General features: G+C 57.8%; 16 protein-coding genes. 13 read left to right on the top strand and 3 right to left on the bottom strand.

Annotated elements, in window-relative coordinates:
- Nucleotides 1–21: 21 nt before the first annotated feature.
- The 3 genes from HZ995_RS01135 to HZ995_RS01125 all read left to right on the top strand — a co-directional run bounded on the left by HZ995_RS01135 (nt 22) and on the right by HZ995_RS01125 (nt 3,251).
- Complete coding sequence (locus HZ995_RS01135; protein ID WP_209356868.1) at nt 22–939, top strand: 3-keto-5-aminohexanoate cleavage protein; 918 nt, start codon at nt 22–24, stop codon at nt 937–939.
- A gap of 78 nt (nt 940–1,017) precedes the next feature.
- A complete protein-coding gene (locus tag HZ995_RS01130; protein ID WP_209356867.1) occupies nt 1,018–2,493 on the top strand; it encodes a carnitine 3-dehydrogenase in 1,476 nt (491 codons plus the stop codon).
- A gap of 47 nt (nt 2,494–2,540) precedes the next feature.
- Entirely contained in the window at nt 2,541–3,251 is a 711-nt protein-coding gene (locus HZ995_RS01125) for an SDR family oxidoreductase (RefSeq protein WP_245168700.1), read from the top strand.
- Here HZ995_RS01125 and HZ995_RS01120 read toward each other — a convergent pair.
- Nucleotides 3,248–4,096 (bottom strand): helix-turn-helix domain-containing protein, encoded by an 849-nt coding sequence (locus HZ995_RS01120; protein WP_209356866.1) that lies wholly within the window; start codon nt 4,094–4,096, stop codon nt 3,248–3,250. The genes HZ995_RS01125 and HZ995_RS01120 overlap by 4 nt on opposite strands.
- A 108-nt stretch (nt 4,097–4,204) precedes the next feature.
- On the opposite strand from HZ995_RS01120, the gene HZ995_RS01115 reads away from it, so the two are divergent.
- Genes HZ995_RS01115 through HZ995_RS01105 form a run of 3 tightly spaced genes read left to right on the top strand, consistent with a single transcriptional unit; the run spans nt 4,205 to nt 6,222 of the window.
- Nucleotides 4,205–4,408 carry a DUF2061 domain-containing protein gene (locus tag HZ995_RS01115; protein WP_209356865.1) on the top strand — a complete coding sequence of 68 codons (204 nt, stop codon included), beginning with the start codon at nt 4,205–4,207 and terminating at the stop codon, nt 4,406–4,408.
- Nucleotides 4,401–5,300, top strand: a complete 900-nt coding sequence (locus HZ995_RS01110; RefSeq protein WP_209356864.1) for a fatty acid desaturase — start codon at nt 4,401–4,403, stop codon at nt 5,298–5,300. The genes HZ995_RS01115 and HZ995_RS01110 overlap by 8 nt, the downstream gene beginning before the upstream one ends.
- Nucleotides 5,301–5,319: 19 nt before the next feature.
- A complete protein-coding gene (locus HZ995_RS01105) occupies nt 5,320–6,222 on the top strand; it encodes a DMT family transporter (protein ID WP_209356863.1) in 903 nt (300 codons plus the stop codon).
- Here HZ995_RS01105 and HZ995_RS01100 read toward each other — a convergent pair.
- Nucleotides 6,219–6,941, bottom strand: a complete 723-nt coding sequence (locus HZ995_RS01100; protein ID WP_209356862.1) for an NUDIX hydrolase — start codon at nt 6,939–6,941, stop codon at nt 6,219–6,221. The two genes, HZ995_RS01105 and HZ995_RS01100, sit on opposite strands and share 4 nt — an antisense overlap.
- Nucleotides 6,942–7,112: 171 nt before the next feature.
- Between HZ995_RS01100 and HZ995_RS01095 the strand changes: the two genes are divergently transcribed.
- The 4 genes from HZ995_RS01095 to HZ995_RS01080 all read left to right on the top strand — a co-directional run bounded on the left by HZ995_RS01095 (nt 7,113) and on the right by HZ995_RS01080 (nt 9,121).
- Nucleotides 7,113–7,586, top strand: coding sequence for an EF-hand domain-containing protein (locus tag HZ995_RS01095; protein WP_209356861.1), 474 nt, complete (start codon nt 7,113–7,115; stop codon nt 7,584–7,586).
- Nucleotides 7,587–7,675: 89 nt separating this feature from the next.
- Nucleotides 7,676–8,260, top strand: a complete 585-nt coding sequence (locus HZ995_RS01090) for an RNA polymerase sigma factor (protein ID WP_209356860.1) — start codon at nt 7,676–7,678, stop codon at nt 8,258–8,260.
- Complete coding sequence (locus tag HZ995_RS01085) at nt 8,253–8,624, top strand: hypothetical protein (RefSeq protein WP_209356859.1); 372 nt, start codon at nt 8,253–8,255, stop codon at nt 8,622–8,624. Before HZ995_RS01090 ends, HZ995_RS01085 begins: the two co-directional genes overlap by 8 nt.
- A gap of 2 nt (nt 8,625–8,626) precedes the next feature.
- Nucleotides 8,627–9,121 (top strand): periplasmic heavy metal sensor, encoded by a 495-nt coding sequence (locus HZ995_RS01080; RefSeq protein ID WP_209356858.1) that lies wholly within the window; start codon nt 8,627–8,629, stop codon nt 9,119–9,121.
- On the opposite strand, the gene HZ995_RS01075 is transcribed toward HZ995_RS01080, so the two are convergent.
- On the bottom strand, nt 9,122–10,492 hold the full coding sequence (locus HZ995_RS01075) for a diguanylate cyclase domain-containing protein (protein WP_209356857.1): 1,371 nt from the start codon (nt 10,490–10,492) through the stop codon (nt 9,122–9,124).
- 75 nt (nt 10,493–10,567) lie between these two features.
- Here HZ995_RS01075 and HZ995_RS01070 point away from each other — a divergent pair, with 75 nt between their 5' ends.
- The 3 genes from HZ995_RS01070 (at nt 10,568) to HZ995_RS01060 (ending at nt 13,259) form a co-directional block, all read left to right on the top strand.
- The gene (locus tag HZ995_RS01070; protein ID WP_209356856.1) at nt 10,568–10,852 is read left to right on the top strand and encodes a DUF3572 domain-containing protein; all 285 of its coding nucleotides are present in this window, start codon (nt 10,568–10,570) and stop codon (nt 10,850–10,852) included.
- A 53-nt stretch (nt 10,853–10,905) separates the two neighbouring features.
- Entirely contained in the window at nt 10,906–11,595 is a 690-nt protein-coding gene (locus HZ995_RS01065; protein ID WP_209356855.1) for an HAD family hydrolase, read from the top strand.
- 101 nt (nt 11,596–11,696) lie between these two features.
- Nucleotides 11,697–13,259 carry a trimethylamine methyltransferase family protein gene (locus tag HZ995_RS01060; RefSeq protein WP_209356854.1) on the top strand — a complete coding sequence of 521 codons (1,563 nt, stop codon included), beginning with the start codon at nt 11,697–11,699 and terminating at the stop codon, nt 13,257–13,259.
- The last annotated feature ends 39 nt before the right edge of the window (nt 13,260–13,298 follow it).

The raw sequence follows: 13,298 nt of genomic DNA, 5'->3' as shown, positions 1-13,298 counted from the left end.
AGCTAAATAGAGGAATCAGCTATGCCTTTGTCCATGAACCGCGAGGTCTTTATCACAGCCGCTGTCACCGGCTCTGGTGGCACTCAGGATCGCAGCCCGCATGTTCCACGTTCGCCCAAGCAGATCGCCGAAAGCGCGATTGCTGCGGCCAAAGCAGGTGCGGCGGTGGTGCATTGCCACGTGCGTGACCCAGAGACGGGCGCGCCAAGCCGCGATCTGGCTCTCTATCGCGAGCTGACCGACCGCGTGCGCGACAGCGACACCGATGTGGTTCTGAACCTGACCGCAGGCATGGGCGGTGACATCGTTTTTGGCGACACGGAAAACCCTTTCCCGGTGAATGCCGCCGCGACCGACATGATCGGCGCAACCGAGCGCGTGGCGCATGTTGCGGAATGTCTGCCAGAGATCTGCACGCTGGATTGCGGCACCATGAACTTTGCCGAAGCCGATTACGTGATGACCAACACGCCCGGCATGCTGCGTGCGATGGGTCAGATGATGACCGATCTGGGTGTGAAGGCGGAAATCGAAGCATTTGACACAGGCCATCTGTGGTTCGCCAAGCAGCTGGTGGCCGAAGGTATCCTTGAGCCGAATGCTCTGGTGCAGCTTTGCATGGGCGTGCCTTGGGGTGCGCCAAACGATCTGAACACCTTCATGGCGATGGTGAATGCGGTTCCTGATGAGTGGACCTTCTCGGCTTTCTCGCTGGGTCGTGATCAGATGGCTTATGCGGCGGCGGCTGTTCTGGCGGGCGGCAACGTGCGGGTTGGTCTTGAGGACAACCTCTGGCTCGACAAAGGTGTTCTGGCCGAGAACTGGCAGCTGGTTGAGCGCGCGAATACCATCGTGTCCAACATGGGTGCGCGGGTGATTGGCCCTGAAGAAGTGCGCGAGAAGCTGGGTCTGACCAAACGCGCGCCGGTCGCGAAGTAAGTCTGTGTTCCGAGGCGGACTGGGGGCCAGCCCCCAGACCCCCGGGATATTATTGACAAGAGAAAAAGGAAGAGCATCGTGACGCAGATTGCAACGATTGTTGGCGGTGGTGTGATTGGCGGCGGCTGGGCCGCACGGTTTTTGCTGAATGGCTGGGATGTGCGGGTGTTTGACCCGGATCCTGAGGCAGAGCGCAAGATTGGGGAAGTTCTGGACAATGCGCGGCGCTCGTTGCCGGGCCTGTCGGATACGGCTTTGCCCCCAGAGGGCAAGCTGAGCTTTCATGAAACCATGTCAGAGGCCGTTCAGGGCGCGACCTGGATTCAAGAGTCGGTGCCAGAGCGGATTGAGCTGAAGCAGAAGGTCTATCAGACGCTGCAGGAGCATGCGCCGAAGGATGCGATCCTGGGGTCTTCGACCTCTGGGTTCAAGCCGTCAGAGTTGCAGAACTGCGCGAGCCGTCCTGAGCAGATCGTGGTGACGCATCCGTTTAACCCGGTCTATCTGATGCCGCTGGTGGAACTGGTTGCGACCGAGAAAAACGCGCCGGAAACCGTGGAGCGCGCTGCAGAAATCCTGAGCTCTGTCGGGATGTTCCCGCTGAAAGTGCGCAAAGAGATTGATGCGCATATTGCGGACCGTTTCCTTGAAGCGGTGTGGCGCGAGGCGCTGTGGCTGGTGAAAGACGGTATCGCGACCACTGAAGAGATCGACGAGTCGATCCGCATGGCCTTTGGCATTCGCTGGGCGCAGATGGGTCTTTTTGAGACCTATCGGATTGCAGGCGGCGAAGCAGGTATGAAGCACTTCATGGCGCAGTTTGGCCCGGCTCTGAAGTGGCCATGGACCAAGCTGATGGATGTGCCTGAGTTTACCGACGAGCTGGTCGATCTGATTGCGGATCAGTCGGACGAACAATCCGGTCACCTCTCGATCCGCGAGCTGGAACGTATTCGCGACGACAACTGTGTCGGTATGATGCGCGCGTTGAAAGCCAATAATTGGGGTGCGGGTGAGGTGCTGAACAAGCACGACGAGCGTCTGATTGCGAATAGCGATCTGCCGCGCAAAATGTCTGATATCGCGTCTTTAGATGAGTTGGTTGTGACTGGGCGTCGTGCGGTGCCAGCGGATTGGCTGGACTACAATGGCCACATGAATGAGGCCTGCTATGGCACGGCGTTTTCCGAGGCGACCGATCGTTTGATGGAGATCATTGGTTGCACCAAAGAGTACATCGCCACCGGTGGTAGCTATTTCACCGGAGAGACTCATATCCGCTACTTGGACGAGGCGCATCTGGGCCAAGTCGTTGAGATCCGCACGCGGGTTCTGAAGGGCGAAGGCAAGAAGATGCAACTGTGGCATGAGATGTATGAAGGCGACCGCCTCTTGGCGACCGGCGAGCATTTCTTGTTGCATGTGTCCTTGGAAACCCGTCGCCCAAGCGAGCCGAGCCAAGAGATCATGGACAACCTCGCAGCGTTGCAAGATGCCCATGCGAAACTGCCAGCCTCTGAGGGCGTTGGCCGTTATGTGGGGCAACCGCGCTGAGCCGGCGGGTTCTGATAACAGCAGGCGCGTCCGGGATCGGGCGCGCCATGGCCGAGGGCTTTGCCGCGGCCGGGTATGACGTGTGGATCACGGATGTTGTCGGCGCGTCATTGGCGGACTGTCCTGACACGTGGCGCAAGACCCGTGCGGATGTGTCTGATGAGGCCACGATGGCCGCTTTGTTTGCCGAAATTGAAGCCGAGTGGGGTGGGCTGGACGTGCTCTGTGCCAACGCTGGCATCGCGGGGCCGACCAATGCCATTGGTGATATCGACCTTGCGGAGTGGCAGCGTTGTGTGTCCGTAAACCTTGAAGACGCGTTTTTGGCGACGAAATACGCGAGCCCCATGATGCGCGCGTCGGGGCGGGGATCTATCGTTTATACGTCGTCAACGGCTGGCATCTATGGCTACCCCAATCGCGCGCCTTATGCTGCGGCGAAGTGGGGCATCATTGGCCTCATGAAAACCGTCGCGATGGAACTGGGCCCCGAGGGCATCCGCGCCAATGCGATCTGCCCGGGGGCCGTGGAGGGACCGCGGATGGAAGGCGTGTTAGAGCGCGAAGCCGCGATCAAAGGCATGACACGGGATGAGGTTTATGCGGGCTATGCGGCGGGCACATCGATGCGGTCCTTTGTGACGGCTGAGGATATTGCCAATATGGCCGTGTTCTTAGGCTCTGATGCGGCGCGGCTGGTGTCGGGGCAGGTGATTGCCGTGGATGGGCACACTGAAAACCCGGACCCTAAGGTTTAGGTCAGGCTGTCCAAGTAATCAGGCAAGCTGCGCGCCGTGACAGTCGCCTCACGCACCAAGGCATCGAAATGTTCGGTAAACCCTTGCACCCGCGTTGTGTCGCGGAAGGCAAGGTAATTGCGTCCAAGATAGAGCACCGCGAGTAAGGGGCCAAAAACTGTGACGGGTGCCGAGTAAAGCTGTCGCGCATCAAAGAGATAGAGCCTGAGGCGCGGATAAAGCTGTTCGCTTAGCTGACGCATATGGGCGATCTGGGCGAGGCGCGTGTCGTCCGGGAGGCCCGAGTAATAGCCTTCGCCGCGCGCGAAGCTGGCCATTTCATGCATGGGCAACGCGATTTCATAATCGGAAGAACTGTCGCGCATCCAATTCAGGCGGTCTTCGCTGGCGCCGATGGCCTGTTCAGTCGTACGGCCCAAATGGGGGGAGTATTCCCAGCTGAGCAGCTCGCGCGTCTTGAGCATGTCGGGCAGGCCAGCAGGCACATGGCGGATTTTGTAGCCCGCGGCCTCTTGGTGCCAAGCAAAGATCTGTTCATCGACCAAGGCACGTGGGGCCTCAGTCAGAGTAAGCGCATTTGCGACGATATCTTCGGCGCGCTCAGGGTTGTCTGTCAGGGACAAAAGCCAATCCGCAGAGACCCCGAGGGCTGAGGCGCATTCCCCGACCACCTGCGCGTTGGGCAGCCGCGCGCCTTTGTCTTTCAACAGTTGCGAGATGGTCGAGCGGTCTACGCCCGTCATCCGCGCAAGGGCGCTTTGGTTAATCCCGCTGGTGCCCATCGCCTGGTCCAGACGTTGACGGAATCGTTCAGATCGGGCGCGTTTGTCGATTTTATCACTCATAATGTGAGAAATATCACATTTGGTGAAAAATGTTAATTACATTCAGAATGCCCCTCCTGCCAGTTTTTGACTAGGGCTTGATAGCAACAAAAACAAAAGGAGCCCCACATGGAAACCCGAGCAAGATCAATCGTTAAGGCGATCATCTGGAATATGATTGGCCTCTTGATGATGTGTTTTGTGGGCTATGTTGCGACGGGTTCCTTGACAGTCGGTGGCGCCATGGCGGTGGTGAATGCAGTGATCGGTCTGACCTGCTATGTCATCTACGAGCGGGTCTGGGCGCAGGTCAGCTGGGGCCGCCATGCGTAAATGTCGCCCTTTGATCGAGTGGCCAACGTTTTTACTGTTGGTCCTCTGTTACGCAGGTTTTGCGCTAGGCACGATCTGGGCGAGCTCGGTTTGGTTGCCTTTGGGCATGGCCGTGACGACCATCGCGATTGTGCTGCATTCCTCGCTGACGCATGAAGTGGTGCACGGGCATCCATTCCGCAGCCAGCTGCTCAGCGAGGCGACGGTGTTTCCGGTCCTTGGCGTGTTCATCCCCTATCTGCGCTTCAAAGACACGCATCTGGATCACCATCAGGATTCCAAACTGACCGATCCCTATGATGATCCCGAAAGCAACTACATGGATCCCGAGGCCTGGAGCCAGCTGAGCTTCATCTGCAAGGCGCTTTTGACGGTCAATAACACGCTTTTTGGGCGGATCGTTTTGGGGCCCGCGATTGGGCAGATCGTGTTCATGAAATGCGACGCGACGCAAATTCTGAAAGGCAACCGCCGCGTTCTAGCGGGCTGGCTGTTGCATATCCCCGGTCTCGCCTTGGTCTTTTGGTTTGTCGCCAGTGTTTCGGCGATGCCCGTCTGGGCCTATCTGATCTGCGCCTATATCGCCTATGGCGTCCTTAAAATCCGCACCTTCCTCGAGCACCAAGCCCATGAAAAATATCGCGGCCGTACGGTGATCATCGAAGACCACGGCCCGCTTGCATGGCTCTTCCTGTATAATTCGCTGCATGTGGTGCATCACATGCATCCGAAACTGCCGTGGTATCGCCTGCCCGTGGCTTTCAAAGACAATCGCGACCGCTATCTGGGACGCAACGACGGCTATTACTACAGCTCGTATTGGACGATCCTGAAACGCTACTTTTTCACCCCCAAAGACCCGGTGCCGCACCCCCTCTGGCCAAAACGTTAAAGAATGGTCATAAGGCGGCATGGAGCTTTGGATCTTTCTCTCTATCGCCGCTGCGTTTTTCCAGACGCTGCGCTTTATGCTGCAAAAACAGCTAAGCCAGACTAAGCTGACGGCGACAGGGGCGACGTTGGCGCGGTTTCTCTATTCCGCGCCGTTGGTGGTGGCGCTGGCCGCGATTTATTTGCAGGTGAATGACCGCAGCTTCGTGATGCCATCGGCGACGTTCTGGCTCTACGGAGCTTTGGGTGGTGCAGCGCAGGTTTTGGCGACGATCTGCACAGTTAAAACCTTTGCCTACCGCAATTTCGCGGTCGGGGTGACGTTCAAGAAGACCGAAGTCCTGCAGACGGCATTAATCGGCCTTATCCTCTTTGGAGAAGCGGTGACAGGCATGGGCGTCATCGCGATGGTGATCGGTTTTGCGGGCGTCATTGTGCTGTCTGGCGCGATCGGCAAAGACACGAATTGGCGCGCGAGCCTCACGAGCCCGGCGACGTTGCTGGGTCTGTCGGCGGGGGCTCTGTTCGGGATTTCTGCAACGACCTATCGCGCGGCGAGCCTGATGATCGAAGCCCCTGATCCCTTTGAACGTGCCTTCATTACTTTGGCGGCTGTAACCTCGATGCAGCTTATTGGCATGCTGATCTATCTGCTCTGGCGAGATCGCGCCGAAATCGGCCGAGTTATGAGCGTCTGGAAAACCGCAGGCTTGGTGGGCCTGACCAGCATTGCCGGATCCTATTGCTGGTTCACGGCTTTTACCTTGCAGAACGCAGCCTACGTGAAGGCCGTTGGGCAGATCGAACTGATCTTTTCGATCATCGCGACCACACTGGTGTTCCGAGAAAAGATCACGCTGCGCGAGTTTGTCGGGATCGGATTTATCAGCCTAAGCGTTCTGGGTTTGGTGCTCTGGGTCTAGCCGCCCAAGTCCGCTTCACTTGGCGCGCGGCCATGTAGGCGTTTGAACCAGCCGGCTTCGTCGTCGTTTTTGAAGAATGGCACAGACGCAGGGGCGGACAAGTCAGGCAGTTGCCCTTCGATCTCGGCCAGAACGACCTCGGTGATGAAAGGCAGATCAAAGCTGCGTGCATCTTTCAGTCCGACCCATTGAAGGTGCGACAGCTCTTCGCTCGCCCGAGAGAAATCGTCGAGATCGCCTGACAAAATATCGGCATTGATCAGGAAGAACCGTGCATCAAAACGGCGCGGACGGCCAGGAGGGGTGATGGCGCGGAACACGAATTGCATAGACTGCGCGGAAGGCACATGGCCCGTCGCGGCGTAATCCGTCCAATCCGCGGCTGGGGGTATGTCCCAATTCCCCTTGCCGCCCAAAATAAGGCCGGTTTCTTCCCAAAGCTCGCGGATCGCGGCCACCGCGAGCGCATGAACCGCAGAGTCTGGCGTTTCAGGCCGCATGTCATCCAGCAGGCGGTCGCAGCACTGATCTGAAAGCGGCGTTGCAAGGGGCACATCATAGTCCTCAGCATCCACAGCGCCTCCGGGAAAGACGAACTTATTGGGCATGAAGGCGGCTTTGGATCCCCGCTGTCCCATCAAAATTCGCGGGTTTGTCTCGGGATCGCGCACCACAATGACCGTCGCCGCATCGCGGATTGCTGTTTTGTCTACGGTCATCTCGGCCCCTATCGCATCAATTTTTCCCAGTAAACTAAGGGCTTTGGCAAAGGGCAACCAAGTTTCTCGCAAAAAAATGCAAATTCCGCGACGGAAAAGCTCCGCCCCCGCGTTTGACCTTATGAAAACGGGCAACACACCGGTTTCAAACTGAGAAAATGGAGACCTAAAATGAAACGTGCAGTACTTATCTCTGGTGTCACCGCAATCGCGCTGGCTCTGACCGCAGCTTCCGTAACCGCCAAGCCAGGTGGTGGCCACCGTGGCGAACGGGTGAGCTTTGAGCAACTTGACGCCAATGGCGATGGTTTTGTGACCATCGAGGAATTGCAAGCGCAGGGCCAGGCCCGCTTTGCAGAAACCGATACCAACGGTGACGGACTTCTGAGCGCCGAAGAAATTGCCGCGAAAGCAGATCGCGACATTTCTGATCGTGTCGCAAAGATGATTGAAAAGCGTGACACCAATGGCGACGGCCTGCTGAGCCAGGAAGAAATGCAGCCAAACGGCGACCGTGCCGCGCGTATGTTTGACCGTCTGGACGACAACGGCGACGGCCAGATCTCTGAAGAAGAGTTTGCCTCTATGAAAAAAGGCAAGCGCAAGGGCGGTCGTGACGGCGACGCCGAGACTGAAAACAACTGATCCTAATCAGGCCCATGCCCCCCGCTCGACTTAGGGGGCATGGGATTAAGATTGCCTCACAAGGGCGAAACGGCTAGGCCAAACGGGACATGGAGATGCCGCGAGACACATTTCAGGACGTGAGCGATGACGCTTTGTTGGTGCTTTATGCCAACGGAGATGCATCCGCGGCCCGTGCCTTGACCCTGCGGCTGACGCCTAAGGTCTATGGGCACGCCTTTCGTGTTCTGGGGGATCGTGCCGAGGCAGAAGATGTCGCGCAAGAGGCTTTGATCCGTCTTTGGAAGCAAGCAACCGATTGGCGGCAAGGCGAGGCCAAGGTCACAACCTGGCTTTATCGGGTGGTGGCAAACCTCTGCACGGATCGTCTGCGCAAGGGTCGCGGGGTAGCGTTGGATGCGATCCCGGAACCTGAGGATGACGCAGAAAGCCCGGCTGAGGCGATGCAGCAAAAGTCGCGGCAAGCGGCGCTGCAAGAGGCGCTGATGGAGCTGCCTGATCGGCAAAGACAGGCGGTGGTGCTGCGGCACATCGAAGGCATGAGCAACCCCGAGATCGCTCAGATTATGGACATCGGGGTCGAAGCGGTCGAAAGTTTGACCGCGCGAGGAAAACGCGCCTTGGCCAAAATCTTGGCAGGACGCAAAGATGAACTAGGGTATTCGGATGACTGAGAAAAACGATATGGACGCCCTGCTAAACGATCTGTTCGCAGAGGCAAAAGACGCACCAGAGGCGCAGGTCAGCGATGACTTCATGGCCCGCATGTTGGCCGAGGCTGAGGCGCATCAACCGCAGCCTGCCGCCATGGCCGCGCCCGTGGCTGAGCGCGGGTTTCTGGCGAGCCTGTTTGAAACTTTGGGCGGCTGGCAAGGCACGGGCGGATTGATTGCTGCGACAATGGCCAGTGTCTTTATAGGGTTTTCCGGGGCCGAAGCCCTGACGCTTGATGGTCTGCAAACCGTCATCACCGGCGACACAGAAAGCTATATCTCGGACCTCTCCGGAGGCTTTACCTTTTCCACGGAGGCAGAGTGATCATGCCTGACACCCAAGACAAGAAACCAAGCGGCATGCGGCCGGGGTTGCGCTATCTGCTGATCGGCTCGCTGGCGGTGAATTTCATCATTGCGGGGCTGATGGTGGGGGCCACTGTCGGCAATAAACGTTCTGGCGACCGGCCTCCGCGTGAAGGGGATATTCTTGGTGCCTACACGCAGGCGCTTAGTTCGCAGGAACGCCGCGAGATCGGCAAAAATATTCGCGACCACCATCGCGCTCTGGGTGAAAAACCAATGCGTCCGCGTGAGGTTCTACAACAGATGTTGGAAGCGCTTCAGGCCGAGCCTTTTGATCCTGAGGCGGTAAAGGCGTTGATTGACCAGCAAAGTGAGACGGCTTTTGAACGTCGCAAAATCGCTCAGGGGCTTTGGCTTGAGTATGTCAGTGACATGACCGCCGAAGAACGCGCGGCCTATGCGGCGCGGATCCAAGAGGTTTTGTCTAAACGCAAAGGCCCGCCAAAACGTCCTTGATCAGCCCATTGCGACTTGGTCTCGACCGTTGGATTTCGCCATATAAAGCGCGCGGTCAGCCGATTGCATCAAGGCGTCAATGCTGCGATCCAGATTGTGATTGCCGCCCATGGCCACGCCGACGGACATCGTGATCGGGATACCAAGATTCATGCCTGGCACGTCAACCGGCGCGTCACGCATGATCTCACACATCTGTTCTGCGAAACCTTGGGCGGTTTTGCTGCCTACATCGGGCATGGCGATCAGGAATTCTTCGCCGCCAATGCGTGCGAGCAGATCCACGGGACGCAAGGCTGCCCTTAGACGCCGAGCGGTGCCGACCAGAACTGCGTCCCCTGCGGTATGGCCAAATTGGTCGTTCACACGTTTGAACCTATCCAAATCCGCCATCATCAGGGCAAATCGCCCGCCCTTGACGGCCGCCTGTTCCGCAATCCGCGCCAGATGGGTCATCGCATAGCGGCGGTTAAACAGGCCTGTCAGAGAATCGGTAACAGCCGCCTGTAGCCCGTGTTTGAGATTGTCGCGTAGCCGGTCGGACAGGCGTTTGTGCTGAATGAGTTTGCTGATCCTGAGCGCCATCTCTTCGCCATCAAAGCCGTTTTTCATGACGTCCTGCGCACCAAGATCTAGCGCGTCCCCATGCAGATCACGCGTCGCTCCATTGAGCACCACCAGAACAGCCGAGTGCCGGGTGGCTGACCGCGCTCGAATTTCTGCAATCAGGCGCAGAGACACATCTGGTTGCGCTGCGTCTGGCATGATCACAAAGACATCTGGCGCGGGTGCTTGGGTCACGCTGCGCAGGGCGTCGTCCAGGATCTGGGCCGAGAATTCATAGGGCGCTTTCGCGCTGAGCATGCGTTGCCAGGTTTGGGCGGTTTGACTGTCCTGCGTCGCAATCAACACCGAGGCACGCGCCTGAAACTCGGTCTGAGCATCCGCAAGACCCAATGCCTGTACAGCATCCTTGGGCAAAATCGCATCGTCGTTGAATTCATTGCGGCGCATCAAACTGCGCAGGCGCGGCAACAAAATGCCGTTTTCCACTGGACGCACCAGCACGTCATCCGCCCCGGCCTTCAACGCTCGAATACGGTAGCCGCGATCATCCTTGCCACTCAGCAAGAGCACCGGCAAATGCGCCGTCTTGGGCGAGGCCCGCAGGGCACGACAAAAGCGCAAAGGATCTTCGTCGGGCATTTTGGAATCGATCAGCACCATATCGGGGCGATCCCCGTGCAGATGCTGTCGCGCCTCATCAAGATCGCGCGCCTGAAGGACGTCGTAAAAGGCACCGGCAAGACGCACTTTCATCGTCGCCCGATTTGCGGCCACATGGTCCACAACCAGCAATTTTCCTGACATAGACACATTCCTTGCCAACCAGTGGCCCAACTGTGTATCGCAGTGGTTAAGAAAGCGTTGCGAAAGTTAATCAAAATGTCCTTTTCTCCTGAAGCTGCGGAAACATTCGGCCTGAAAGCGCTTGGCTGGTTGGCGTCAAATGAAGAGCTTATGCCGGTGTTTTTGGGATCATCCGGAGCCGCCGTAGACGATCTAAAGGCGCAGGCGTCAGACCCCGCTTTTCTGGCGTCGGTCTTGGATTTCATCATGATGGATGACGCTTGGGTTATGGCGTTTTGCGATGAGATCGGCGCTAAATACGAGGATCCGATGCTAGCGCGCCACGCCATGCCGGGCAGCGAGCAAGTGCATTGGACTTAAGGGAAATTTCGCTCTAAAAACCCTCACGAATGCGATTGATTGGGGCAGATCCGATGCAGATTGACGCTTTGCTGTTTGACAAGGACGGCACGCTCTTTGATTTCTCAAAAACCTGGAATGTGTGGTGTGCGGGGATCGTTCAACACTTTGCCGACGGAGATGCCGCGCGCGCGGATGCGATCGCCAATGCGATTGAGTTTGATCTGAGAACCCAGACGTTTCTGCCAACGAGCCCGGCGATTGCAGGCACCAATCGCGAGATTGCAGAACTAATTTCTGCGCAAGTACCGGGATCAGATGTGGATGCCGTTGATCACTATATCGCGCATGCGGCGGCCACCGCGCCTTTGGCACAGGCCGTTGATCTTGCGCCGTTTCTGAAAGCTCTTCGCGCCAAGGGCTTGAAGCTGGGCGTCATGACGAATGACACCGAGATGGGCGCGCGTTCGCATTTAACCCACACGGGTGTCTACGAGCTTTTCGATCTTGTTTTGGGCTCGGACAGCGGCCACGGAGCCAAGCCCGACCCAGACCCTCTGTTAGCCTTTGCACGCCACGTCGATATTGCGCCCGAGCGGGTGGCGATGGTCGGCGACAGTACCCACGATCTGATCGCCGGACGCGCGGCGGGTATGCCGACAATCGGCGTTTTGACGGGCATGGCAGGGACTGAAACCCTCGCGCCCTATGCCAATGTTGTCTTGGACAATATCGGCGATATTCCCGGCTGGCTGGGTCACTAAACCCGCACCACAGAAATTTTTGCGACAGAATAGGTCGCAATTTGGCGTTCTTTGCGATTTCAGAGCGTGTTTGCTTGAGAGCATCACAGGAGGATCGCAGAATGGCTCGACAAGGACGCAGAACTCGCCGTGGCGGCGGCGCGGCGGGAAAAGCAGCGCAACGCGAGAAAATCGGCGTCATTGACCAGATGCCATGGCGCATTCCGGTCAACACGGATCGCCCGACCGAGCCATTGGATGAAGACGGCGTTCAAGCCATCCACGAAGGCGCGATGACGATCCTTGAGGACATCGGGATCGAATTCTACCACGCGGGCGCAAAAGAGATCTTCAAGGAAGCGGGCTGTATCGTCGAAGGTGACAACGTGCGGATGGACCGCGAGTTTGTCATGGAGATGATCGGCAAAGCGCCTGAGCAATTCACCATCACGCCACGCAATCCCGAACGTGAAATCACCATCGGTGGCAAGCATATTCTCTTTGGGAACGTAAGCTCTCCGCCGAACTATTGGGATTTGGAATTGGGGCGCAAAATCCCCGGCACACGCGAGATGTGCGCGAATTTTTTCAAGCTGACACAGTACTTTAACTGTATCCACTTTGCTGGAGGCTATCCGGTTGAGCCTCAGGACGTGCATGCCAGCATTCGCCATCTGGACGCGCTTTATGACAAGCTGACACTCACGGACAAAGTCGCGCATACCTATAGCCTCGGCAAAGAACGGGTCGAGGATTGTATGGAGATGGTGCGCATCGCTGGCGGGCTCAGCCACGAGGACTTTGAGAAAAAGGCGCATATCTACACCAACATCAATTCGACCTCGCCGCTGAAGCATGACGAGCCGATGATGGATGGCTGGATCAGGCTGGCGAAACGCGGGCAGGCGCTGGTTGTGACGCCGTTCACTTTGGCAGGCGCGATGGCCCCGGTGACTATGGCGGGCGCTGTGGCGCAATCCCTAGCAGAGGGCCTCTGTGCGATCGCCTTGGCGCAATACATCAACCCGGGCGTGCCCTGCGCGATTGGCACTTTCACCAGCAACGTGGACATGAAAACCGGTGCACCGGCCTTTGGCACACCGGAATACATGCGCTCTACCCAGATGACAGGGCAGATGGCGCGGTATTACAAGCTGCCAATGCGGTCTTCTGGCGTTTGCGCGGCCAATGTGCCGGATGGGCAGGCCATGTGGGAGACCTCGAACTCTCTGTGGGCCGCAGTCCAGTCGGGCACCAATATGGTCTATCACGCGGCGGGCTGGCTTGAGGGCGGCCTGATTGCAAGCCCCGAGAAATTCATTATGGATTGCGAAATCCTGCAGATGATCCAGCGCTATATGGAACCCGCCGTGACGGCGACGACCCCGGATGACATCGCGCTGGACGCGATCCGCGAAGTGGGTGGGGACGGGCATTTCTTTGGCGTGCAGCACACTCAAGACCGTTATACGACTGCCTTCTACCAGCCCTTCGTGTCAGACTGGACCAATTTTGAAGGCTGGGAGGCCAAGGGCGGCATCTGGACGGCGGAACGCGCCCATACGCTTTACAAGCAAATCATTAACGAGTTCGAAGCGCCTCCGATGGAGGAGGCCATCCGCGAAGAGCTCGCGGCCTTTGTGGCCAAACGCAAAGAAGAGGGTGGCGCACCGACCGACTTCTGAATATACCCCCTCGCTAGCGCTCTGGTTTACGCTGGGGCA

The sequence above is a fragment of the Cognatishimia activa genome (assembly GCF_017798205.1).
In the GTDB taxonomy this organism is placed as follows: Bacteria; Pseudomonadota; Alphaproteobacteria; order Rhodobacterales; family Rhodobacteraceae; genus Cognatishimia; species Cognatishimia activa_A.
This window is presented reverse-complemented; position numbering and strand designations above follow the sequence as displayed.